Origin of the sequence: Microcystis wesenbergii NRERC-220, assembly GCF_032027425.1 — a bacterium.
GTDB lineage: Bacteria > Cyanobacteriota > Cyanobacteriia > Cyanobacteriales > Microcystaceae > Microcystis > Microcystis wesenbergii_A.
This window is the reverse complement of sequence record NZ_JAVSJA010000001.1, coordinates 880919-905039: the sequence shown is the minus strand read 5'-3', so window position 1 is coordinate 905039 and position 24121 is coordinate 880919. Positions and strand designations below refer to the sequence as shown.

Below are 24121 nucleotides of genomic sequence, written 5' to 3'. Positions count from 1 at the left end.
AAAATGGATTTTAGGTTCGATCCCCCCTGCCCTCCTTGATAAGGTAGGGTTGATTCATGAATCAACCCTACCCTTGATAAGGGGGGTGTCTGATGATTTTTAACGCCTACCTACTTAAGTTATTGGTTAAAATCCCGCCCCGCCCTATCTGTGCAATTGTGGGAAAAAGCTATAATTAATCAATCCTAAAATATCGGGAAAAAGTCATGACAGCCCTCTAAGTACAGGACAAAAAGCTTGAAAAGTAGGCGGGAGTGGGGTTTTATGAGAAATAGCACTAATCTCGAAACCCCTATGAACCAGTATAATGCGTTGAAACAAGCTCTCAAACCTCATTTGCGATGGCACGGAGCAAGACTCTCTTTCCTCGCTCTATTCTTACTGGCTCTGTTGAAAGTAAAAACCGTCAACCTCAAGGAATTAGCCCTAGGTTTTGAAGGTCGGGTATTGGTAGAGTCCCATTACAAACGATTACAACGCTTTTTTGGGGACTTCGAGATAGATTACCCTGAAATAGCTCGCATTGTAGTCCAGTGGCTCAATATCCCTCAACCCTGGGTATTGAGTATTGACCGCACCAATTGGTCATTTGGTAGTCATCACTACAACATCCTCACAGTCGGCATTGTCCATGAAGGGGTAGCTATTCCCATTCTCTGGTGGATGCTCAAGAAGAAAAAAGGCAACTCAAACAGCGATGAACGGATGCGTTTTATTGAGGAGATGCTGAAGATTTTTCCTTCTGCGGAGATTCGTTGCTTGTGTGGAGACCGTGAGTTTATTGGGCTGGCGTGGCTGAGGTATCTTTTGCTTGAACCGATGCTGGCTTTCTGTTTAAGAATTCGGGCGACAGACAAGATTGAGTACAATGGCAAGCGGTTGGCCGCCAAGGTTATTTTTGCCCATCTTGCCATTGGTGAATCTCAACGTCTGCAGGGGAGTTGTCTAATTTGGGGTTATCCCGTTTCTGTAGAGGCTCTTCGCTTACCCGATAATTCTTTGCTCATCGTCATTGGACAGCCCGATTGTCTGGGTCTGATTCAGGATTATGCCCAACGTTGGGGTATTGAAACTCTTTTTGGCATCTTTAAGACCCGTGGGTTTTGTCTAGAATCTACTCACTTTACTGACCCAAAACGTCTGCGTAAGCTTTTAGCCTTACTGACTTTAGCTTTGGTCTGGTCTCTCAAGACAGGATTGGAGATACATCATCTTAATCCAATTCCTATCAAGAAACATGGTCGCCGAGCAAAAAGCCTCTTTCGGCTAGGTTTAGACCACCTTCGTCATCTTATTCTCAATCCTTCATTACCTAACTTTTCTCTTTTTCTCCAGTCCTTACATTTTTTGTCCTGTACTTAGGACAGCCCTAGACATTATCCCAGATGTCACCTATCCCCCCACAGATTTATGGAGTGATGAACCACCCTTGGAAAGTGATCTACACCTGCAACAGATCATCATTCTCCTTAGTTGTCTAGAATTATTATGGCGCGAGAGGAGTGATTACTACGCTTCGGGAAATCTAACCATCTACTACAACGAGGAACAACTAAAAAAGCGCGATTTCTGGGGTCCTGATTTTTTTGTGGTTTTAGATACCGAAAAACGTCCCCGCAAAAGTTGGGTAGTTTGGGGAGAACAGGGTAAATATCCCGATGTAATTGTCGAGATTCTCTCCGATTCTACGGCTAATATTGACCGCAATAACAAGAAAATTCTCTATCAAAATACCTTTCGCACTCCTAATTATTTTTGGTTCGATCCTAATAGTTTAGAATTGCAGGGATTTAGACTAATTGAGGGACAATATCAAGCCATTTCTCCCAATGACCAAGGTTATTTGTGGAGTGAACAGTTAGGATTATATTTAGGTATATTTGACCGTAAACTGCGTTATTTTACCGCCGATGGTCAATTAGTCCCCACTCCCCAAGAAGCTGAGTTACAGCAACGACAGGCAAAAGAACAGGCTATTTTAGCCAAAGAACAGGCTATTTTAGCCAAAGAACAGGCTCTTTTAGAGAAAGAACAGGCTCTTTTAGAGAAAGAAAGGGAACGTCAGGCTAAGGAAAAATTGGCACAAAAACTGCGAGAATTAGACATCGATCCCGATACAATTTAGGGGAAATATTATTTTCTAGTAGTTATGGTGACAGCAGCGCCCCTAGTGGGTGTAATTATGGGCAGTGATTCCGACTTACCCACCATGAAAGAAGCGATCGCAGTTTTAGCGGCCTTTCAGATTAGCCACGAAGTCGCCATCGTCTCGGCCCATCGTACCCCCGAAAAAATGTTTGAATACGGCAAAAACGCTCATTTAAGGGGAATAAAAGTGATTATCGCTGGAGCCGGCGGCGCTGCCCATTTACCCGGGATGGTGGCATCTTTAACCCCCTTACCCGTGATTGGAGTTCCCGTAGTCACGCGCACTTTACAAGGGTTAGACTCTCTCTATTCAATTGTACAGATGCCCGCAGGCATTCCCGTGGCCACGGTGGCGATCGGTAATGCCAAAAATGCCGGACTTTTAGCGGTTCAAATTCTCGCCACCGGTAATGCCGATCTTTTAGAGCAAGTTATCGCCTATCGTCAATCCCTCAGCGATTCCGTCCTCGAAAAACAAAGCAATCTTCAACGACTAGGCTATCAAGACTATCTAGAGCAGAGTTCACCTAAGTAGGGTAGATTGAGAAAAGATTAAGTAACAAATTATGAAGTAATTATGCGTTGGATCACCGCTTGTGTATTGAGTCTATTGCTCTTTTTTGCCCTACCCATAGCGGCTTATGCCGATAGCCCGACTATTAGCGAAGAACAGATTAGAGAAGGGGAAGTTATCGCCGAAAAAGCCCTAGAAGCCACAGAAAAAGGGGATTACGCCCAGGCCGAAAGCTATTGGACCCAATTAGTCGCCAAATTCCCCACTAATCCCGCCGTCTGGAGTAATCGCGGCAATGCCAGAGTCAGCCTCAATAAATTAGAGGATGCGATCGCTGATTTCAACCAAGCGATCGCCATTGCCCCCGATGCCCCCGATCCCTACCTCAATCGCGGCACCGCTTTAGAGGGAGAAGGCAAATATCAAGAAGCGATCGCAGATTATAATAAAGTTTTAGAACTAGATCCCAATGATGCCTTTGCCTATAACAATCGCGGCAACGCTGAGGGCGGTTTAGGGGACTGGGAAGCCGCCGTCAAAGACTATCGCCAAGCCACTCAACTGGCCCCGAATTTTGCCTGGGCGCAAGCTAATCTGGCGCTGGCCCTGTACGAATTGGGCAGATATCCAGAAGCAGTCCAAAAAATGCGGAATATTGCCCGCAAATACCCCATGTTCCCCGATGTCAGGGCCGCCTTAAGCGCCGTTTTATGGACCCAAGGACAACAGGGAGAAGCGGAAAGCAATTGGGTAGCCGCCGTCGGCATGGATACCCGCTATCAAGACCTCGATTGGGTAAAAAGCGTGCGCCGTTGGCCGCCAAATATGGTTCTAGCCTTAGATAAGTTTCTTAACTTAAAGTAAAGAATTACTAAATAGTAACTTTTCTCGCAGTAGCCGGGCTGAGAGTCCAATTATCCTGAAATCAGCGACTAAGATACAATTGAGGCCTGTTAGTTCCATTAAGCTAAGACGCATTTAAACCGCTTATTCTTAGATTAGCCGAATCTCCCCCCCCTTGCCCCCCCGACCCCCCCGATGTCGGGGGGGGCGGGGGGGTGGGGGTTGGGGGTGTGTTGCCTTTTGCCTCTTGCCTCGTCTCAACAAGCAATTTAAATTACGAACAGCTTATCCTCGATCGAATAACCAGGCTCTAGAAAGGAAAAGGAATAGCTAGAGCGGGTCGATGGCCCAATGCTATAATCCAATTACAGGGATAGATTGGACTCTATCAGTATCCGCCGCTACTAATACCTTAAATCTTAGCCAGAATGCCAGATTTACACTTGCTTAATTCTCATCCACAGGCCCTAGAAACTGCCTTCATCCCCACTGCCGACCGGTCTTTTGCCTACCCTCTATCCCTCGACCTCGCCACAATTAATCAACGTTTTGACTCCGCTAACGCCGCGGAAATCGTCGCTTGGGCAGCGGCCACCTTTGGGGAAGGTTTGGTGATGAGTACCAGTTTCGGCATTCAAGCGGCAGTAATGTTGCACCTCGTCACCGCAATTATCCCCGATATTCCCGTCATTTGGATCGATACCGGCTATCTTCCCCCAGAAACCTATCAATTTGCCGAAGACTTAAGCCAACGCCTCCATTTAAACCTGAAAGTTTATCAATCTTCCCTCAGTCCCGCCCGCATGGAAGCAATCCACGGTAAATTGTGGTCAAATAACGATCTCGACTCCCTCAATCTCTACGACAAAATCCGCAAGGTGGAGCCGATGCAACGGGCCCTGAAGGAATTAAAGGCCACCGCTTGGTTAGCGGGTTTACGTCGCGACCAAACCGACCACCGCAAAACTCTCCAATGGGTCAATCAACAGGGCGAACGTTACAAAATATTACCGATCCTTGACTGGAATGCCAAAACCATATACCAGTATCTGACTAAATACGATCTTCCCTACCATCCCTATTTTGATCTGGGTTATGTCTCCGTCGGCGATTGGCACTCCAGTCGGCCTTTAACCGCCGATGATAGCAACGAACGAGACACCCGTTTCAAGGGTTTAAAACAAGAATGCGGTCTTCATTTACCCTTAACCCCCGGAGAAGCACAAAGTCTCGACGCAAGCTCCCTATAACTGCCAGGGTGGGAAAATTGCCGGTGCGATCGGTTCCTAGACGTTAGACAATGGTTAATGATTATTAATCCCCCATTAACCATGGCTATTTTAGAAAGTTTTCTCGAAGTCGGCCCTCTCAAGTGGTTTTATCGACAGGTTAACCCCGCTCAACAACCGGACACAACCCCCGTGATCCTACTCCATGGTTTACCCGCCCATGGCTATATTTGGCGGGAATTGTTAACCAGTTTAGAAGAATATAACATTAATGCTATTGCCCCCGATTGGATCGGTTCCGGTTTATCCGCTAAACCCGATGCCAGAGATTTCGCCTACACACCTAGCGCTTTTTGTCAAGCCTTGGCCGATTTTATTCAAGCTCTCCAATTGCCGAAAATCTCCCTCATTGTCCAGGGTTTTTTAGCCTCCGTCGGTTTACAATACGCCCTAGAAAATCCTGATAAAATTGAGCGCTTGATCGTTTTAAATACTCCCCTCTCCAGTGATGTCAAATTACCCTGGATAATGAAACAATGGGGGCTACCTTTCCTCGGAGATATGGCGACTCAAGATCCCTTATTAGTCGATCGTACTTTAGAAACTGGTAGCGGTTTTGTGATCAGTGATGCAGATCTGGCTATTTTCCGTCAACCTTATCTAAAAACTTCGGCAGTGGGTCGCGCTTTACTGGCCACGATTCGCAATTTAAACCTATCGAAAACTATGGCAGAAATTGAGACAGGTTTAGAGAACTTTGAAAAACCTATCCTTTTTGTCTGGGGAATGGCCGATCCTTGGTTATCTTCTGTCACCGTTGAAAAATTAGCTACTAAATCAGGAGTGGAATTAATCCCCCTCGCGGAAGCAAAACACTATCCCCAAGAACATTGGTCAAAAGAAATTAGTCCCCGGATTATTAATTTTCTCGGACGCAAAACCTAAAACCCGATACTTTCTGGGAATTGATAGCAAAATCTCCCTAGAAAGTATTGATCAAGTTATCCTTAGTATATCACTGTAGTTCTGCACTGGCCACCACCTATGGAAATACCAGCTTTAGGAAGGATAAATATAGAAAATAATCCCCCAGATATTAATAATTTAACCGATTGGGAGCGAGTTAAATCGATGAGCGATGCAGAAATCGAGGCTAATGCTTTGTCATACTAAATCTGGTTATTAAAGACTGATTATTTATTCCCCTTTTTGCATGAGTGCATGAGGAGAAAACGGGTTTCTCGGAGAAACCCGTTTTCTGTGCGTTATACCAAATCCCTTTTTAATAGTGTGATTAACTCTCAAGTTATGAATTGTTTCTCCCCACACCCCACACCCCACACCCCACACCCCACACCCCACACCCCACTATCCTATACTTTTTAAACAGGATTTAGTATTACTCAACGGATTTAGTATAAGCTGCACTGCATTTAAACTGCCTACTGAGGAATTTTAGTACAAAGGCCAGAAATCTCAACCCCAGAAACCTCTCCTCCCCACTCTCCTATACTTTTAAAGTGGAAGAAAGTTTTAGCTTAATTCTGGTTAAAGGCCTGTTTTTGTCGTTTCTAAATACCCCTGATAACTTGACTGGAACTGTTCGATCGATAGGTTCTTTGTCCAATATTCTACCAGAGCATGACCCCAGGCCCAAGCTTCCCTGTCGGCAGTGCTAGAATTTTCTAATAGTATTGGCCAAAGTGCCAATAAATCAAAACTTTTATTCTCCGTATTTAAGAGAGAATAAAGCTCGTAGGCCATCTGTAATTTACCGATCGCTACTGGTAATTGTTCCACAGGAATTTGTTCAGCTAAAAGATAGGCTAAAGTCGGTCTTCCCGTTGCTAAAGTGGAGATAAAACCTAGAATAGGACTTTTTAATAGGGCCGTTAAACCTTGCCCCGTGGCCATCTGTAAAGTATAGCGATCGATTATTTTCGCCGCTGCCAGAGTTCGAGTTTCTAAATCCGCTAAAAAACGGGCTAAACGCAACTGTTTTGCGGGCGAAATTGCCCCCAGTAAAGCGATTGATAACTCCTCATCCCCCCAAGCTTCTCTATCCGGCTGTTGACTGACCATCGGCAAAATGCGATCGCAGAGATCCTCGAATAATTCCGCCCGATACTGCAAGCATTCGCGGATATTGACTTCTTTGGGACTTTCTCCCGTCAGCCAATTATAGGGAGGTTGCCACTCTCGCACCGGACGCAGGCGATCGACTTGAGAAACACACACTATAACTGGTAAATTGTCAATAGTTTGTTGCAAATCTTTAAGAAAAGCCTCATCCATGGCCAGGGCGGGATCGAGGGCGGGAGTTACCAGAATCAATAAATCGGCGTTTTTGGCATAATTTAGAACCTTTTGCCGATCATCGGCCCGATTTGCCTGTTCGTAGCCCGGGGTATCCCAGAGGATTAACTCGTCTCCTTCTGGGGTTTGCCAATGGTAGGATTGGATCGCGTCGGTACTGGGCAATAGATCCACTTGGGCTAAATCGGCCCGAAAGAGAGTATTAATTAAACTGCTTTTGCCGGCCCCGGTGCGTCCAACCAGCAGAATATTAACCGGTTGGCGATCGATTTCCGTGATCGGTTCAGCTTGGGCGAGAATTTCCTTGAGAGTAGTAGTGGCGATTTTGGTCTTGGTGGGGAGAGTTGGGGCGAGATTGCCGCCACTGTAGAGTAACACCGCTTGGCGAGAGAGGTTTCTTAGGGCATTTTCCCGCAAAACTTGCCCTAAATTGACTAATAATTGCTGATCCGCTCGATCGCTGTACTTTTGACTGGCAACTTTAGCCGCTGCGGCGGCAGGATTAATTACCCATTGCGCCCAATTCCAGACCTGCCAAAGTTTCTGGGCCGAGGGTTGCAATTTTTGATAAACTTCGTAGGCCTGATAGGCTTGGCCGATGGTGATTTGATTCAGGGCCGGGGAAAGATTCTGCATCCAGCGATCGCTATCATCCACAGTTCCCCGAATTAAACCGTAGGCCTGGGGAATGTAAATATTTAATAAGGGGTACTTGACATCGGGGTAATATATATGGGCGATGGCACTGACCAAATCCTGACAGCGTTGCCAAAAAGTCGCCCAATCTTCCCAAACCGGGCGATCATTGCGGGACTCGACGATAATCCTCTCGATAATTTCCTCAACATTGCCCCCGGAATCACCCTCAGGAGGGGTTAATTCTGCCTTAATTTCCCCAATGGCGGCTTCAATTTCCCCGACTGCTGGGCGCGTCCATTTGACCAACAGGAAGCGCCAAGCAACAAAAATCAGGGTAAAAACTGCCCAAATCCAATTCAAACCCCATTGATTGATCTGGACACTGGCGGCCACGATCAGAAAGATGACCACAGCGGCGATCGGAACTGCTAAAATCAACCCTTGCCAAGTTTTTAACCGTAACATTTCTCGATCTGGTTTTTTTCCATTCTAGCGATCTCTGATTCTGGGTTAGGGGGCAGTCCTGATGCCAAAGTTGGCACCGCCAAGCCTGAAAATATTCTGATTGACGAATTGGCGTTATTTCAGCTTCTATTTTCCAGTCAGTCCCGATGAAAAAATTTTCACCCCCACAGATGAAAGAGGTTTCCTTCCCTACACCCCACACCCCACACCCTACACCCTCTTTCAAGTCAGAAATTAGACAGTGGCATCAATTTGGGCGAGGATTGCCGTGGACAACTGACAAAGTTGTTGATGACAAGGACCATTACTGGCCATGATCCCCCCCCATTGCCGCACATCGCCGCGATTATAGCGCACCGGTTGACCGTCAAAATAGGAGAATTTGCCGCCTGCTTCCGTTAAAATCAACTCTGGGGCGGCAAAATCCCAGTCTTTAGCCGCCGATTTCCCCGATAGGGAGATATAAACATCGGATTTTTGTTCGAGGATCGTGGCTATTTTACAGCCCACACTACCCACATAATTTTTACCGAAGAAGGGTATTTGACTTAATAAATTATCAAAACGTTGGTCGCGATGGGTACGACTAACCACCAGATAGAGATCGGTAATTTTGTCTTTATTGGCAACTTTTACCTGTGTAATAATTCCGTCGCTAGTTTCTAGAAAAGTGCCTTTTCCTTTTTGGGCAAAATAGAGTTTTCCTTGATCCGGCAGGGCAACCACGGCGATGATCGGTCTTCCTTGATAACATAAGGCGATATGTAGGGCATATTCTCCCGTTTTGTCGATAAAATCGCGGGTTCCGTCCAAAGGATCGATAATCCATACCCAATCTTTCGGGATAGCTTCATTACCCTGATGGGTTTCCTCGCTTAGATAACCAAAGTCGATATCCGAGAAATTTGTTTGTAATTCCCCTAAAATATAGTGATTTGCCGCTAAATCCGCCGCCGTCACAGGTCCGCCTTTTTTTTCCTCGTTGACGGCTAAATCCTCTTCACCGCGGTAGTAGGATTGGAGAATTTTAGCACCACCCCAACCCACGGCACGAGTCACAGCTAAAATGCGATCGAGCGTTTCGGTATCTTGACAGGTTAAATTAATCATAAAATAGCCTCAGTTTTTCAGACCTATTATCTACTAAATTGAAAGACTGGCATCTTAGCTTATCATCCCTTGCTCCCTAGCTCCTGACTGGCTTAATTTTGCCCCTGCCAAAAATAATCGGCGGGTTTTTTGGTTTCTTCCGGTGATGATTGAGGCGCGTCTCCCAAGAAAACCGAGCGCTGGCTGACGCGATCGCCTAATCTTCTTTGGACTCGACTGGGAATACCGTAACCGTAGGCAATATGACCTTTTCCTGCTAGGACGATGATCTGATATTCGGGATGAGCTTGCCAGAATTTAGCGATCGCATCGGCCATGGTTTCATCCCAGAGGACCTGTGCCAGAAAAAAGCGATCGAATCCCTGACTTTTGCCCCCCGTGTGTTGCTGATAAACGGCTAGGATCTGTTGACGGTACTCCTCGTTATCCTGGTTTATTTCGCTTTTAGGGGGAATGTAGGTCATTTCTGAGGTGGAGAGGCTTTCTAATCCCTCCCGTGCCACTTTTCTAGTGATTTCCGTGGGTGTATTTAGGGCGATCACTGGTAGTTTTTTCGCCTTGGCCAAGCGCAGGATCGGGGCGTAAAATTCCCAATCAAATCCCCAACGTTGGTCGTATTCACTTTTTTCTCTCAACTGATTTTCGCTAATTTTGCCGGCTAAATACTGATCCAAATAGATTTGGTAAGGACGTTGAAACATCTCAAAAGCGATCGCTATTTGGGGATTATTAGCCTGTAAATACTCGATAATAGCTAATTGGGCCTGATGATCGGCTTGACTATCGTGCCTTTCTCCCAGATAAATAATCTCGGCTGTTTTTAGAGCTGCCAGAATTTCTTTTTGGCTATTAGTAAAACTCCAGGCCCGGGGCAGCAAAATAAACAGTAGGCAGAGGGCAAGGAAAACGGGAAAAAAGCGTCGAGAGAATTTCATCTTTTTAAAGGCCTTTTAAGAAACCGATCTTAACCGAAGCCATGACAAAAAGGGTGGACAATGCCCACCCGAAAAAATTTTCAGAGAACCTTTTTGGTTTAGTAGGTTTCTACGTGCCAGCGATGTTCTTTTTTCAGTTGTTTCTGATAGACAGACCAATCAGCACTATTTTTAGTGGCGGCACCACTCATAGCATCGTTGATACCATCTTCCATCCCTTTCAGTCCGCACATATAAGCGTGGGTTTTGGGACTTTGGAGTAGATTCCAGATTTCGTCAGCGTGTTCGGCTACCCGGTGTTGAATATACATTCTGCCACCCTGGGGATTTTGCTGTTCCCGGCTGATGGCATAGGTGAGACGGAAGTTATCGGGAAATTCCGCCGCTATTTGCTCTAATTCTTCTTGGTAGAGAATATTGGCCGTTTTGGGAACTCCGAAAATCAACCAAGCTAGACCTTTGAATTTATAATCTTCGTGTTGTTCCTTGAACATCCGCCAGAGGAAAGCTCGGAAGGGAGCGATTCCCGTCCCGGTGGCCATCATAATGATAGTGGCATCTTCATCACTGGGTAGCAGCATTTCCTTACCCACGGGGCCAGTAATAGCCACATCGTCCCCCACCCCTATATTACAGAGATAGGTGGAACAAACCCCATAAACGGTTTCCTTCGTTTCTGGGTGTTGGTATTCTAACTGACGCACGCAGAGGGACACGGTTTTATCGTCTAATTTATCACCGTGACGGGTAGAGGCGATCGAATAGAGTCTCAATTTATGAGGTTTGCCATTAGCATCGGTACCCGGAGGGATAATACCGATACTTTGCCCTTCTAAATAGCGTAAATCGCCCCCAGAAAGGTCAAAGGTGACGTGTTGTACGATACCGATACCCCCCTCATCAACGAGAGCATAATTCTCGATACATTTGCCGATAAAGGGTTGATTCGGACGGTAGATGTTGACGGGGATATCTGTTTTTTCTTTCGCTTGAGTCATGGCCTTTTTCTTGGTCTGTTCGGGGACGGGCGATGATTGAGCGATTGGCTGTGGTGTGGAGGCACTAGAAACAGTTGCTACGGGGGCAATCCCATTTAAGGGTTTGATGCTGACGATACGACCACCTAAACGGGTAATCCGACGCATTTCTTGATTCATGCGACTGTAGGGAACCGTGAAAAACACGCTTCCACTCTGACGGATTGAATAATCCAAGCTGTCAGTATTGTCGTTTTGATTGAGACCCGCCACTTCGTAAACAAATAAACGGTTTCCCGCTAGTGTACTCGGACTGTACATTAAATATAACTCCCAACTCAAGTCACGATAATCGTTCCATAGTTTAGCCTACCATCGGTACACTACACCTAGGCCTAATTGAGAGTTATCTTAAAAAAACCACAGACATCGCTTTTATCCTTTCCTTGAAAATAGCTCAACTCTCTGGTTAAAATCTGTTACATTTGCAGCATTTTTACTTTTTATTAAGATTTATGTTATTTTTCCCCATTTATGTATGCTAAAAGTCCCCCTGGTTTGCCTGATCAGGACAAGACCGGGGGACAGATATTAGCGATAATTATTTTTTCAACTACTCGGCCGCAGCGGTGTTTAAGGGTTTAATGCTGACGATGCGAGCGCCTAAACGGGTAATCCGACGCATTTCTTGATTCATGCGGCTATAGGGAACGGTTAAAAAGACACTGCCACTCTTACGGATAGAATAATCTAGGTTATCAGTATTGTCATTTTGACTTAAACCGACGACTTCATAGACAAAAAGGCGATTTTCTTTGGCACTAGAGAGACTTTGCATCGAAATGGCTCCTACATTGATGTTATAGTTCTCTAGTTTAGCCTAGCAGGGAGACTAGCAATCTAGTTAGGGTTTGCGGCAAAAAGTTTCTCGTGGGGCCAGGGTGTGGGGTGTAGGGTGTAGGGTGTAGGGTGTAGGGTTTTATTTTAAGGTACTTTTCCCCTGAATTTTCCCCCCGATCCCTCCAATGGCTGGCACTTTTGGATTTCCCAAAAGTCTAAAAGTTTTACCCAACAACGTTTTTAGATTTATTCAGCCAACCCTAGTTAATGGCCGATTTACGGTCGTTTATTGTACCATGACGCTCGATCGCAATTGTCCACAGGCCGCATCGGCCGCTAAACCTCTGGAATAACGGACAGTAACGGCGACTTTTTCCTGTTCTAAAATAGTTTTAAAAGCCTTAATTCTCTTTTCATCAGGCCGTTGATAATCTACCTCTTGAATAGGATTATAGGGGATGAGATTGACGTGGGATTGAAACCCTTTCACCAGTTTTACTAATTCCCCTGCGTGTTCGGGTAAATCATTCACTCCCGCTAAAAGAATGTATTCAAATGTCACCCTTCGTCCCGTGATTTGAACGTATTCCTGACAGTCTTGGATCAGATTACTTAGGGGATAATGGTCGGCACTGGGGATTAATTTAGATCGAACTTGTTGATTAGAAGCATGGAGACTAACAGCAAAAGTTACTTGTAAATTATGTTCGGCTAGTTGCTTGATTTTATGGGGTAATCCCACGGTAGAAATCGTTAAACAACGCTGACCGATACCCACATCTTGATTCAGGGAATGAATCGCTGTCACCACTTCGGGGATATTTAATAAAGGTTCCCCCATACCCATAAATACCACATGACTAACTCGCTGTTGAAAATCCTCCTGTACTGTTAATACTTGGTCAACGATTTCATGTGCTTTTAAATTACGAGTAAAACCCCCTTTTCCCGTGGCACAAAAATCACAGGCCATCGGGCAACCCACTTGGGAAGAAACACAGACTGTCAATCTTTTTTCACTAGGAATTCCCACCGCTTCGATGATTAAACCATCGGCCAGTTTTAGCAGATATTTACGAGTGCGATCGGGTGCTACAGTGCGATAATGTATAAGGGAACGACCGATAGGATAATCTGCCATCTTGCTGCGCCATTCTTGGGGGAATACGGAAATATCCGCCAAAGAATGCACCCCTTTTTCGTATAGCCATTGGTGTAATTGTTTACCCCGATAAGCGGGTTGTCCCTGGTCTTTTACCCAGTCGGTCAGTTCCTCTAAAGATTTCGCTAGTAAAGTCATAAGTAGGTAGGCGTTAAAAATTATCAGACACCCCCGTTATCAAGGGTAGGGTTGATTCATGAATCAACCCTACCTTATCAAGGGGGGCAGGGGGGATCGAACCTAAAATCCATTTTAAATTTAATTATAACCAGCTACTTAATTATTGTCATTGCTCACCTTATCATTCTAACCGATCGCTCATGACTAGGAGTAAAACCCTAACAAAATTGTATTTATTAATTGACATCTTTTACCTTCGCTCCTTCTCTAGTCTTTGTTAGTCAATTAAATACTTAAAAACTATAACTTAAACTTAGCCTGACGACAAAAACCAATCTAGTCTTAAGCTTGATCTTTTTTGCTTTTTACCTAACCCAACTGTTCAAAGGGAACTGTCAGCGCCATAATAATCGATGGACTTCGATCGAGAGCAGAAATTTTATGAGTTGCCGGCCAAAAAAGCCAATATGGGGGAATAAGGAGCTATTCAGTTTTAAAAGCAATATTTAAGCGAACAATTTATGAAAATCGCTATTTTATCGCAAGATGCTTCTCTTTACTCGACTAAGCGACTGAAAGAAGCGGGAGAAGCCCAAGGACATGAGGTACGAGTGATCAATTATTTGCGCTGTTACATGAACATCACCTCCCATAAACCCACGGTTGTCTATAACGGTAAACCCTTGGAGAGTTTCGACGCAATTATTCCCCGTATTGCCGCCTCAAAAACCTTCTATGGAACCGCAGTCGTCCGACAATTCGAGGTGATGAATGTTTTTACTGCCAACGACTCGCAAGCAATTTCTCGGTCGCGGGATAAATTGCGTTGTCTGCAAATCCTGGCCAGGGAAGGGATAGGTTTACCGGTGACGGGAATTGCTCACGCAACTCAAGATATCGATGGTTTAATCGAAACCGTCGGCGGCACCCCTCTAGTGATTAAATTATTAGAAGGAACCCAAGGTATTGGGGTAGTCTTAGCGGAAACCGATCAAGCAGCCAAGTCAGTTATTGAAGCTTTTCGGCAATTAGAGGCTAATATTCTAGTACAAGAGTATATTAAAGAGGCCAGTGGGGCAGATCTGCGCTGTTTTGTCATCGATGGAAAAGTGGTAGCCTCGATGAAGCGACAGGGGGCCGAAGGGGATTTTCGTTCTAATCTTCACCGCGGTGGCAAAGCAGAAAAGATAAAATTAACCCCAGAGGAACGCAGTACGGCTATACGGGCTAGTAAAGCCATGGGTTTAAGGGTTGCGGGTGTGGACCTATTGCGGTCTAATCACGGACCTGTGGTTATCGAGGTCAATTCCTCTCCCGGTTTAGAAGGAATAGAAGCGGCCACCGGTGTGGATGTGGCCAAAAAAATTATCGATTTTGTCGCTAAAAATGCCACCCTAGTCCTAAATCGTGATCGATATCAATATTAGCCGTCAGCCTTGCATCAGTTATCAGTTATCAGTTATCAGTTATCAGTGGGTAAGTTATCAGTGGGTAAGTTATCAGTCAATAGTATTAAGCGATAAGCTCGGAGCTGCCTTTTTACTAAAAAAAATCTCCCCACACCCTACACCCTACACCCCACACCCTACACCCACTTTCAAGTCAGATGTGATTTATCAGTCGGCAAATACACGGACGCTATCGGGAATAATTGATAGTTTTACCTTTGTACCGATGTCTAATTGGGTGTTAATCGTTGTTCTAGCGTGGATTTGGCTGCCGGTGGCCGTTAGCAGACAATAACGGTATTCCCGCCCCAAAAATTGGCGATCGCAAATAACTAGATCTCCCGTCTCATCCGGGTTAATTTTGACATCTTCCTCTCTCAGCATCAATTCCCCTTTGTCCAAATCTTGACCATCGGCAATTTCCCAGACTCCTATCTCGGTTTGCCATTGTTCCCCCTCCCGTCTAGCGGGGAGAAAGTTAGCTTGGGTGACAAACTCGGCCACAAATCGCGAGGCTGGATGACTATAAATTGCTTCGGGATTGTTAATTTGTTCTAATTTTCCTTGACAAATGACCGCAATTGTGTCACTGATCACCATTGCTTCCTCCCGGTCGTGGGTGACAAAAATGGCCGAGATACCAGTCGCTTTCAGGATATGACGGATCTCGTGCCGTAAGCGTTGCCGTACCTGCACATCGAGATTACTTAAAGGTTCATCTAAGAGGATTAAAGAGGGTTTTGGGGCTAAAGCGCGGGCGAGGGCGACTCTTTGCTGTTGTCCTCCCGATAGCTGATGGGGATAACGTTTTTCTAGTCCTTGCAGTCCGACTAAATCCAAAGTTTCCGCCACCCTAGCGTTAATAGCTCGGCTCGATAATTTCTCCCCAGAATTTTTTAACCCAAAGGCGATATTGTCAGCGATGGTTAAATGGGGAAAAAGAGCGTAATCCTGAAAAACCATGCCCGTATTGCGTTTTTCCGGGGGAATAAAGGTTTTTTCGTCGGCAACTATTCGCCCCCCCAATTCAATTACTCCTTGAGAGGGTTTTTCAAATCCCGCAATCATCCGCAGTAGAGTGGTTTTACCGCAGCCCGACGGGCCCAATAATCCGAGAATTTCGCCCTCTGTTAAACTAAAACTGATATTATCAACAGCTAGAGTAGGAGAAGCGGGAAAACGCTTGTTAACCTCGGATAAACGCAGAATGACAGACTTTTTCATGGTGAGAAAGACAATCGCCCAGTCAGTGGCAGGGCCATTTACTTAAGAATTATTCCTAATTAGTTCACTACTATTATTTATAACATCTCAATGGACTAATTAGGAAACTTTCTCAAAAATTTCATGCTCACACCTGAAGATATTATTCTCGTTCCCCGGGGGGCCGAGCATAGCTCAATCCGCCGAGGATTAAGGAAAATCGGCGATTTAGCCCCGCAAATTATCCCGATTAACCTTGGCGCTCCAGAATTCCTCGACAGTTCCCCAGTCTCTAGGCAATCTCTAGAATTTCTTAATAAGTTCACGGGAAAAATTGTGCTTATGGGATTAGCGGGCAGTCTTAGCGATCGCTATCGAGTCGGAGATGGGGTAATCTGTCAAGGTTGTGGCGCGGAAAAGGGGAATTATTGGCAGTGCGAACCGGAAATAACCGCAGAAATCGCACAATTAACTGGATATAGTCTTGTTAAAGGTTTAACCAGCGATCGCCTGATTAGCCGATCCGAGGAAAAACGACGTTTAGGACAGGGGGGCTATGAAGTGGTCGATATGGAAGGAGCAAGGATTTTAGCGGCTTTATCGGGGCAAAAAGTGGCAATTGTGCGCGTGATTAGCGACGAGGTGACACAGGATTTACCCGATTTAGCCCCGGCAATTGATAATCAAGGTCAGCTGCTACCATTGCCCCTAGCTCGACAAATGTTAATCCGTCCTCTCCCGGCCTTCCATTTGATTCAAGGTTCCCTAAAAGGTTTATCCGTACTAACTCAGGTGGCGCGAAGGTTGTGCGGCAGTAATTTTTAAAAGTTGCTTGCAGATTATTTTTTTTCTGTGCTATAGTGATTAAGCTAAAATCAAGCGGATGTGGTGGAACTGGTAGACACGCACGTTTGAGGGGCGTGTGGCTTACGCCTTGCGAGTTCGAGTCTCGCCATCCGCATAAACTTTTATCTACCCTCCGACGAGAATTGCCCTTGTCACCCATCGTCAGGGATGGATATTTGGCCATCAAAATTTCCCAACTCACCCTTTCAGGTGGCTTAGGTTTGACTAAGTTTAGTTAAGCGGTTGCGAGGGGCGATTTAGCCAAAGCACTAGGTCGTTTAAGGTTGTAAAATCCAACAAAGCCTCAGCCAGGGACTCTAATTGCTCGATTTCTAAAGCCTGAATTCGGGCAGCCAATACCTCATCCACTGCACCAAAGCGACGTTGCAACAGACGTAAAATCAGGGCAGATTCCCCTTCCAGTCGTCCTTCCAGTCGTCCTTCCAGTCGTCCTTCCAGTCGTCCTTCCAGTCGTCCTTCTTCCTTGGCTTCACGATATACCCTTGTATCTGCCAATTGTAGTCCTAGCATCGCGTCAACCTCCTGCCGACTCAAGTTAGTAAATTTATACACCATAATTGTGGCAATCATTTCTATTATGGCGCGACTGGCTTCTGTATCTGCAATTTGCTCTTGGGTTCGTGCCAGTAAATAGCGGGCTTTTTCTGGTGCTTGGGTTTCTTCCACAGTAGTGAGTACCATCAAGGCAACTCCTAGGGGTAACTGCTGAATTTCCCCTAATTCTTTCAGATAAATTCGATGCACCTGATTACAATTGAGCAGCGCCCGGTAGGGATGGGTGTTACTTTGTTCTAGGCTACGGGTGGGATAGATGACAACAATTTGCCAATCGGTAAATCGTTCTCGCTGACGATAAAAATACAAAAATGATTCGCCAAATACCCTTTCATAGAGTCGTTCGTCTTTTTGAAATTGCACTTCGCAAAAATAGATCACCCCGCTACTATCATTATCGGGTGGCAGGAATACGCCATCGATCTCAAATTTGGGTTCCTTAACAGCTACGGAGTCAAAGCGGTATTCGGTGGCATTATCTGGCGGGTTTTCCAGTAAATCGAAGAGAAGGGAGGGGGATTGTTGAAAAAGCCGGTAAAATATCGAGTCTCGTTTCATTATGATCGGGATTGCACCATAGCGATCTTCCCATGAAACCCCTCAAAAAAGAGAGAGGAAACCCGCGTCTCCTCTCCCTTGGGCATTATTTTCTCGCTTTGCCCACAGCACCCCCTAGCATTAAACCGCCCAGGGTGATAAAACCAAGAACACTCGTGGGTTCGGGGACAGGAGTCGCATTAAGTGTAACGTTATCGAAAACTAATTGTGTCCCCCCATTATTCGGACGGTCAATAGAGATGCGAATTCCCGCACCCTGATCGGCAATCCCCGCCAGATAAGAAGTGTTGAACGATAAGAATACTCCTCTTGACGAAAAGGAACTCTGATTAAATGTAAAACTCGACAAAACCGTATTATTATCACTCCGGCGAAGCGAAATTGTACTGTTCGGCAAGGTCAAGTTGCCCGGTTCATCTAGACGAATACCCGCGAATAAATTGAGCGTGTATCGAGTTCCGGCTTGATAAGTGGCGGCTACATCTTGACGGATCGATCCACCATTGAAAGCAATAAGAGCCGCCTGCGAACCGTCGGGTACTCCGCTTGGAAATTGAGTCGCATTGAATGGCTGAACCCCCGCGTTGCCACTACTCACAGTCCAACCGGTAATAACTGGTGAAAAATTAGGGTTTGATGGTGTCTCGAAGGAAAAATTATTGACAGTCACGCTTGCAGCTTGTGCCGCACTAGCCGTTGCCAGAGTAGCCAGGGCAACCCCGGATAGAATGCCGAGTTGTAATTTCATCAAAAAAAAAGGGTTAATGGTAAATGGTTTGAGTGCGTGACATTTCGATTCGGGTTAAGCAATAGGGCAACCCAAAACAATGACAAGCAAATGCTCAAGGAGAGCACACACACTTCACCCCCTCCGCGTTGTATCAAAAGCTACAATTTAATAAATATTTACATTCCTCTCCACCAGGGCTTGCGCCCCTTGTATATTGGAGAAGTGGTAGGGTGTAAGTCTTTTCTTCGAGAGGATTTGCTGATCACCGGAACCCCAAGAGAGCCATCTGATCACTTATAAACTGTTGACTATCCAAATTACTCGTTGAGACTGCATTAGAGGTAAATATTTCATGAGCCAAACCATCACACCTTCTTCCTTAAAAGCTAGTTTAGCCCCCAATCCCACTAGAGCAGCAACGGTGGACGATGGGGGAAATGTGCTAGGGGAATTTCTGCAAGAAACTCTGGCCATGACTAAACGTCTGTTCATCCAATTACAACGTCGTCCTTCAACCCTAATCGCGGGGGTAATTCAGCCATTTATGTGGCTGATTTTATTTGGGGCATTGTTTTATAAGGCTCCCCAGGGTCTATTCGGCAACGATCTCAGTTATGCTAAATTTCTCGCCCCCGGGGTGATTGTCTTTACCGCTTTTTCTGGGGCCCTCAATGCTGGTTTGCCGGTAATGTTCGATCGAGAATTTGGCTTCCTTAACCGTCTCTTGGTGGCACCTTTAACCACTCGTTACTCGATCGTGGCCGCTTCTACCATCTATATTATCGCCCTCAGTTTCATCCAAACCGCCTCGATCGTGGCCGCTAGTGCCTTTTTAGGGGCAGGATTGCCCAGTTTAACGGGATTAGGTGCGATCGCTTTGATTGTTTTCCTAATAGTTTTGGGGATGACTGCCTTAAGTCTCAGTTTAACCTTTGCTCTGCCCGGACATATCGAATTAATCGCCGTCATTTTCGTCACCAATTTACCGCTTTTATTTGCCAGTACCGCCCTCGCTCCCTTAAACTTTATGGCAGATTGGTTACAAGTAATCGCTAGTCTCAACCCTCTTACCTATGCGATCGAACCGATCCGTTATATTTATTTCAATCAGCACTGGTCTTTTGATAGCATAGTCTTACAAACCCCTTGGCTTGACCTCAATTTCTTGACAGTTTTAGGCCTGCTCTTAGCTTTTGATCTGCTAATCCTTTTAGCAATTCAGCCCTTACTTCGTCGTCGTTTTGCTTAAATCAGTTATCAGTTATCAGTTATCAGTTATCAGTTACCAGTTACCAGTTATCAGTTTACTGTTCACTGAAAAGCCTACAACTTTCTCACCACCAAAAACTAGATAAGTAAGTAGTTATAATTAAATTGAAGATAGATTTTGCCTCTGATCCCCCCTGCCCCCCTTGATAAGGGGGATGCCGATCCCCCCTTAGTCCCCCCTTGATAAGGGGGGGGCTGACAACTTTTAACACCTACCCACTTAATTTTCTGAGGAGTTAGTCAGATTATGAATACTCAAAAAATGTTGCTCAAATCGTCTTTATTCCTAGCTACTATTTTATTAGTCGGGGCTGATTTTAATCCGCAAGTGTTAGCTCAAAGCTTGAACCCCAGTCAGCCGGATTATCAAAAAAATGAACGTAGTTCCGATGGCAGGGATGGTCTCGGTGGTTTTAATCCTCTAGACTTGATTCATAATAGTAATTTTCGCCGTAGCCGGGACGGAGCGGAATTTCAGGAAGACACCCTCAATAATATCAACGAAGCGGCCGAGGAGTTTAAACGCAAGCAAAGAGAACAAATAGAAAATCTCCAAAATCCTGCCCCAGAAACCAAATAAAACCCCTTTTTTGAGTAGCTAGACACAATTGATTACACATATCTAACTACCTCTTACCCCCCCAACCCCCCCGACATCGGGGGGGCTTACCTATTGCCTTTTGCCTCTTGCCTATCCTAACCAAGAAGTTGATTTTGTCCAACTACTTAGTATATATGATCGCTAAGTGCAGATGATCTGAGAAAGACCGATAACTGAAGAGCATTGGGGGGTTTATCTGACACGAATTTATATTAAACTTAGGATTGGTTTATTGAATTATCGTCTTATTAAAACTGTGGAAGTAATGGAAATCGGGCAAAAAGTCAAGGTCTGTCGCTTAAGAGACCGCGTTAACTCGGATGTAGCGGGTAAATTGGGTAAAGTGGGTGTCATCAAAAATTTTAAGATGACCGATGGCAGCGGTGTTGGTGCTGTTGTCCAGTTCGATGATAAGACCGCTACTTGGTTTTTTGAGGATGAACTCAAACTCATCTAAATACAATGCTTAGGAATTAATTATGTCCTTAATTTTGACCTTTTTGGGCAAGGGGGGCAGCGGTCGCAGTACGATAGCGATCGCTTCGGCAAGAAAAATGGCTGGTCTGGGGTCAAAAGTTCTCTTGATCGGTCAGGATCCTAGCCCCGCTTGGGGATTACTCCTCAAGGCCTCCCCTAGCTCCTCCATTACGGAAATTGCCCCTAATCTCTCGGTTATCCAGCTTAGTAGTACCCAGTTACTAGAAAAAAGTTGGGAAGAAGTCAAGGAATTAGAAAAGCAGTATTTGCGTTCTCCCACCTTGAAAAATGTTTATGGTCAAGAGTTGGGCATTTTACCCGGGATGGATCAAGCTCTAGCTTTAAATTTCCTGCGCGAACAGGATAAAAGCGGAAATTACGATGTCATCATCTACGACGGCAGCGGAGATATCAACAGTCTGAGAATGTTGGGGATTCCAGAGGTGGGTGGCTGGTATTTACGGCGTTTTCGGCAGGTTTTCAGCGATTCTGAGATCGGTCGCACCCTTTCTCCCTTTTTCCAACCGATCGCCGCTGCCGTGCTGAATTTCTCTTTTAATCCCGACGGTTTAGGGCAGAAGGCCGATAATAACATTTTAGACGAGGGACGCTCGGCTTTAGCTAATCCTCGGCGAGTTTTAGCCTATCTAGTCACCAATGATGATCCAATTGCGATCGCAGAGTCCAAATATCTTTGGGGTGGGGCGCAGCAAATCGGTTTAAATGTGGGGGGAGTGATTTTTAATCGCTGTCAGAGTGCTACGGAGGATTTTGCCCCGCTGCCGGCGGCGATTTTACCCGACCGTCAAGGAGAAGATTGGCAGGAATTAATCGCCGAGTTACCCAATTTTCTCACGGTGCAGCCGCCCAAACCGTTAATAATCGATACGGCAGCCGCTCAGGTCAAGGTTTATTTACCCGGATTCGAGAAAAAACAGGTAAAACTGACGCAATCGGGTCCAGAATTAACCATCGAAGCTGGGGATCAACGGCGTAATATTGATGTACCACCGCCGCTAACCGGACGAGCGGTAAAAGGGGCGAAATTCCAAGACGGTTACTTAATTATTTCTTTTTAAGGGATTATGTCGAACACCGAGATAGAAAACAAGGATAATCGAGGCGCAAAAACTCGCCAATTATTGGGCATGAAAGGAGCCTCATCGGCAGAAACTTCCCTCTGGAAAATCCGCTTACAATTGATGAAGCCGATCACTTGGATTCCTCTAATTTGGGGGGTTGTCTGTGGGGCGGCTTCATCGGGGAATTATACTTGGTCTTTAGAAGATGTCTTAAAAGCGGCCGCCTGTATGTTACTTTCCGGTCCGTTGATGACTGGTTATACCCAAACTTTAAATGATTTTTATGATCGAGAAATCGATGCAATTAATGAACCCTATCGTCCGATTCCTTCGGGGGCAATTTCTATTCCGCAAGTGGTCGGCCAGATTTTGGTTTTATTAGTGGGTGGATTAGGAATATCTTATCTTCTCGATCGCTGGGCCGGTCATGATTTCCCGATCATGCTCTGTTTAACCCTATTTGGTTCTTTTATCGCCTATATTTATTCAGCACCACCCTTAAAATTAAAACAAAATGGTTGGCTGGGAAATTATGCCCTCGGTGCTAGTTATATAGCATTACCTTGGTGGGCTGGTCACGCCCTTTTTGGTCAGTTAAATGGGACAATTATGATCCTAACTCTCATCTATAGTCTGGCGGGTTTAGGCATTGCTGTAGTTAACGACTTTAAAAGTGTGGAGGGTGACGAAAAATTAGGCTTAAAATCCTTGCCAGTTATGTTTGGAATTACCACTGCCGCTTGGATTTGTGTGATTATGATCGATGTTTTTCAAGCGGGAATTGCGGGTTATCTGATTAGTATTCATCAGAATCTTTATGCCGCTATTTTACTGTTACTAATTATCCCTCAGATCACTTTCCAAGATATGTATTTTCTGCGGGATCCGCTCAAAAATGATGTCAAATATCAAGCCAGCGCCCAGCCTTTTCTAGTGTTAGGAATGTTGGTGACAGGTTTGGCTTTAGGTCAGGGGATACTCTGAGGATTGTAATTAATAAAAACAGGAAATATCCAGTTGACGGGACATTATCGCCTTGAATCGGGCTTCTGTTGACGGTGACTTGAGCGGTCAAGGGGGGGTATCTGAGGATTTTTAACACCTACCTACTTAGCTCGATCCCTAGTCTTTTCGTTACAATCAAGAGGGAATCGATGCTGGGGAGAAAGTTACTTTTTTTTCTTCCCTCCGATTCGCCATTCTTGACGAACTAATCAAGAATAGTTTCTGTTTAACAAGATTGATTGAGACAAGTATCTCGAACCTAGTCACCATGAGTAATACCAGTAATTTTCGTCAAGCTTTACGCGAGGCTAAAAGCCAAGCACTTATCGGCCCTAATGTTATCCCCAAGGCCCTGCCCTATCTCGGTGGCGGTCTAATTTTGACTGCGGTGGGAACCTATGGCGGTTTAGGTGTGCTCCAATCCTATCCCCAGATTTTCTTCCCGACTTTCTTTGTCGCCCTGGTTGCCGAGATTATTTTATTTTTTGTCGCGCGTAATACTGCGGAAAGAGGCAATAAAAGCACTGCTCTGCCCCTCCTGACTCTCTATAGCCTTCTTTCTGGCTATACTCTCAGTGGAATCGTCTATGTGGCCTTAGGTACTTCCGGTGTCGGTTTGCGAGGAGTGGCAATTGCTGCCCTCGGTTGCGGCATCGCTTTTGTGTTGGGACGGAATATCGGCTCGAATCTGTCAGAAAAAGATGGTTTAGCCCTGACTCAAACCGTGAGCATCGGTATTCTCGCTCTTTTTATTGTTCTCATTGGTCAGCTAATTTTCTCTATCTTTGGTGGCGTTACTCCCACCTGGTTAGAAATCGCTATTTCCGGCATCGGGGTTTTCTTGTTTGCCGGCTCGGCAGTGGTGGACTTTTACATCTTGCCCCGTACCTACAGAGATGAGCAGTATCTCAGCGCTGCTTTATCGATGTATTTGACCTATATCAACCTATTTATCTTTATTCTGCGCCTTTTAATCGCTCTTAACGGTCGAGATTAGGGCAAATAGAGAGGAGTTAGAAATTAGTTAC

At 45.4% G+C, this 24121-nt stretch carries 24 protein-coding genes and 1 tRNA gene; 16 read left to right on the top strand and 9 right to left on the bottom strand.

The window, feature by feature from the left end; translation table 11 throughout:
• Positions 1 to 294: 294 nt before the first annotated feature.
• The 7 genes from RAM70_RS04520 to RAM70_RS04490 all read left to right on the top strand — a co-directional run bounded on the left by RAM70_RS04520 (position 295) and on the right by RAM70_RS04490 (position 5907).
• On the top strand, positions 295 to 1362 hold the full coding sequence (locus RAM70_RS04520) for an IS4 family transposase (RefSeq protein ID WP_045356388.1): 1068 nt from the start codon (positions 295 to 297) through the stop codon (positions 1360 to 1362).
• The gene (locus RAM70_RS04515) at positions 1343 to 2125 is read left to right on the top strand and encodes a Uma2 family endonuclease (RefSeq protein ID WP_312675807.1); all 783 of its coding nucleotides are present in this window, start codon (positions 1343 to 1345) and stop codon (positions 2123 to 2125) included. The genes RAM70_RS04520 and RAM70_RS04515 overlap by 20 nt, the downstream gene beginning before the upstream one ends.
• Positions 2126 to 2149: 24 nt before the next feature.
• Positions 2150 to 2683 carry a 5-(carboxyamino)imidazole ribonucleotide mutase gene (gene purE, locus RAM70_RS04510; protein WP_045361479.1) on the top strand — a complete coding sequence of 178 codons (534 nt, stop codon included), beginning with the start codon at positions 2150 to 2152 and terminating at the stop codon, positions 2681 to 2683.
• Positions 2684 to 2725: 42 nt separating this feature from the next.
• Complete coding sequence (locus RAM70_RS04505) at positions 2726 to 3526, top strand: tetratricopeptide repeat protein (protein WP_002761720.1); 801 nt, start codon at positions 2726 to 2728, stop codon at positions 3524 to 3526.
• Between the two features lie 407 nt (positions 3527 to 3933).
• Positions 3934 to 4755 (top strand): phosphoadenosine phosphosulfate reductase, encoded by an 822-nt coding sequence (cysH, locus tag RAM70_RS04500; RefSeq protein WP_045361446.1) that lies wholly within the window; start codon positions 3934 to 3936, stop codon positions 4753 to 4755.
• Between the two features lie 57 nt (positions 4756 to 4812).
• Positions 4813 to 5679, top strand: a complete 867-nt coding sequence (locus RAM70_RS04495) for an alpha/beta fold hydrolase (protein WP_287998529.1) — start codon at positions 4813 to 4815, stop codon at positions 5677 to 5679.
• A gap of 99 nt (positions 5680 to 5778) precedes the next feature.
• Complete coding sequence (locus tag RAM70_RS04490; RefSeq protein ID WP_312675968.1) at positions 5779 to 5907, top strand: hypothetical protein; 129 nt, start codon at positions 5779 to 5781, stop codon at positions 5905 to 5907.
• A 375-nt stretch (positions 5908 to 6282) separates the two neighbouring features.
• Here the strand turns inward: RAM70_RS04490 and RAM70_RS04485 are convergent, their stop codons facing one another.
• From RAM70_RS04485 to rlmN, 6 genes are all read right to left on the bottom strand, one after another.
• On the bottom strand, positions 6283 to 8154 hold the full coding sequence (locus RAM70_RS04485) for a GTPase family protein (protein ID WP_045361442.1): 1872 nt from the start codon (positions 8152 to 8154) through the stop codon (positions 6283 to 6285).
• 234 nt (positions 8155 to 8388) lie between these two features.
• Positions 8389 to 9264: a 3'(2'),5'-bisphosphate nucleotidase CysQ family protein gene (locus RAM70_RS04480; RefSeq protein WP_190380027.1), complete on the bottom strand. Its 876-nt coding sequence runs from the start codon at positions 9262 to 9264 to the stop codon at positions 8389 to 8391.
• 92 nt (positions 9265 to 9356) lie between these two features.
• Complete coding sequence (locus RAM70_RS04475; protein ID WP_045361438.1) at positions 9357 to 10199, bottom strand: ChaN family lipoprotein; 843 nt, start codon at positions 10197 to 10199, stop codon at positions 9357 to 9359.
• Between the two features lie 98 nt (positions 10200 to 10297).
• Positions 10298 to 11497, bottom strand: a complete 1200-nt coding sequence (cpcD/petH, locus tag RAM70_RS04470; protein WP_045361436.1) for a bifunctional rod-capping linker CpcD/ferredoxin--NADP reductase PetH — start codon at positions 11495 to 11497, stop codon at positions 10298 to 10300.
• A gap of 292 nt (positions 11498 to 11789) precedes the next feature.
• Complete coding sequence (cpcD, locus tag RAM70_RS04465) at positions 11790 to 12014, bottom strand: rod-capping linker protein CpcD (RefSeq protein WP_502572676.1); 225 nt, start codon at positions 12012 to 12014, stop codon at positions 11790 to 11792.
• A 288-nt stretch (positions 12015 to 12302) separates the two neighbouring features.
• The gene (gene rlmN, locus RAM70_RS04460; RefSeq protein ID WP_045361434.1) at positions 12303 to 13316 is read right to left on the bottom strand and encodes a dual-specificity RNA methyltransferase RlmN; all 1014 of its coding nucleotides are present in this window, start codon (positions 13314 to 13316) and stop codon (positions 12303 to 12305) included.
• A 503-nt stretch (positions 13317 to 13819) separates the two neighbouring features.
• On the opposite strand from rlmN, the gene rimK reads away from it, so the two are divergent.
• The gene (rimK, locus tag RAM70_RS04455) at positions 13820 to 14725 is read left to right on the top strand and encodes a 30S ribosomal protein S6--L-glutamate ligase (RefSeq protein ID WP_312672463.1); all 906 of its coding nucleotides are present in this window, start codon (positions 13820 to 13822) and stop codon (positions 14723 to 14725) included.
• A 189-nt stretch (positions 14726 to 14914) separates the two neighbouring features.
• Here the strand turns inward: rimK and RAM70_RS04450 are convergent, their stop codons facing one another.
• Positions 14915 to 15970, bottom strand: coding sequence for an ABC transporter ATP-binding protein (locus RAM70_RS04450; protein WP_312672461.1), 1056 nt, complete (start codon positions 15968 to 15970; stop codon positions 14915 to 14917).
• 123 nt (positions 15971 to 16093) lie between these two features.
• On the opposite strand from RAM70_RS04450, the gene RAM70_RS04445 reads away from it, so the two are divergent.
• Positions 16094 to 16774: a hypothetical protein gene (locus RAM70_RS04445; RefSeq protein ID WP_312672460.1), complete on the top strand. Its 681-nt coding sequence runs from the start codon at positions 16094 to 16096 to the stop codon at positions 16772 to 16774.
• Between the two features lie 54 nt (positions 16775 to 16828).
• Positions 16829 to 16910: transfer RNA gene (locus RAM70_RS04440), tRNA-Leu, on the top strand.
• Between the two features lie 116 nt (positions 16911 to 17026).
• Here the strand turns inward: RAM70_RS04440 and RAM70_RS04435 are convergent.
• Complete coding sequence (locus RAM70_RS04435; RefSeq protein WP_190380023.1) at positions 17027 to 17929, bottom strand: Rpn family recombination-promoting nuclease/putative transposase; 903 nt, start codon at positions 17927 to 17929, stop codon at positions 17027 to 17029.
• Between the two features lie 85 nt (positions 17930 to 18014).
• Positions 18015 to 18677: a PEP-CTERM sorting domain-containing protein gene (locus RAM70_RS04430; RefSeq protein ID WP_190380022.1), complete on the bottom strand. Its 663-nt coding sequence runs from the start codon at positions 18675 to 18677 to the stop codon at positions 18015 to 18017.
• Between the two features lie 334 nt (positions 18678 to 19011).
• On the opposite strand from RAM70_RS04430, the gene RAM70_RS04425 reads away from it, so the two are divergent.
• The 6 genes from RAM70_RS04425 (at position 19012) to RAM70_RS04400 (ending at position 24090) form a co-directional block, all read left to right on the top strand.
• Positions 19012 to 19908 (top strand): ABC transporter permease, encoded by an 897-nt coding sequence (locus tag RAM70_RS04425; RefSeq protein WP_045361429.1) that lies wholly within the window; start codon positions 19012 to 19014, stop codon positions 19906 to 19908.
• A 267-nt stretch (positions 19909 to 20175) separates the two neighbouring features.
• Positions 20176 to 20508 carry a hypothetical protein gene (locus RAM70_RS04420; protein WP_045361427.1) on the top strand — a complete coding sequence of 111 codons (333 nt, stop codon included), beginning with the start codon at positions 20176 to 20178 and terminating at the stop codon, positions 20506 to 20508.
• A 286-nt stretch (positions 20509 to 20794) separates the two neighbouring features.
• Positions 20795 to 20986, top strand: coding sequence for a cytochrome b6f subunit PetP (gene petP, locus RAM70_RS04415; protein ID WP_002742483.1), 192 nt, complete (start codon positions 20795 to 20797; stop codon positions 20984 to 20986).
• A gap of 22 nt (positions 20987 to 21008) precedes the next feature.
• The gene (locus RAM70_RS04410) at positions 21009 to 22085 is read left to right on the top strand and encodes a Get3/ArsA fold putative tail anchor-mediating ATPase NosAFP (RefSeq protein ID WP_312672449.1); all 1077 of its coding nucleotides are present in this window, start codon (positions 21009 to 21011) and stop codon (positions 22083 to 22085) included.
• A gap of 6 nt (positions 22086 to 22091) precedes the next feature.
• Positions 22092 to 23072, top strand: a complete 981-nt coding sequence (chlG, locus tag RAM70_RS04405; protein WP_045361424.1) for a chlorophyll synthase ChlG — start codon at positions 22092 to 22094, stop codon at positions 23070 to 23072.
• A gap of 289 nt (positions 23073 to 23361) precedes the next feature.
• Positions 23362 to 24090 carry a Bax inhibitor-1/YccA family protein gene (locus RAM70_RS04400; protein WP_312672447.1) on the top strand — a complete coding sequence of 243 codons (729 nt, stop codon included), beginning with the start codon at positions 23362 to 23364 and terminating at the stop codon, positions 24088 to 24090.
• Positions 24091 to 24121 lie beyond the last annotated feature (31 nt).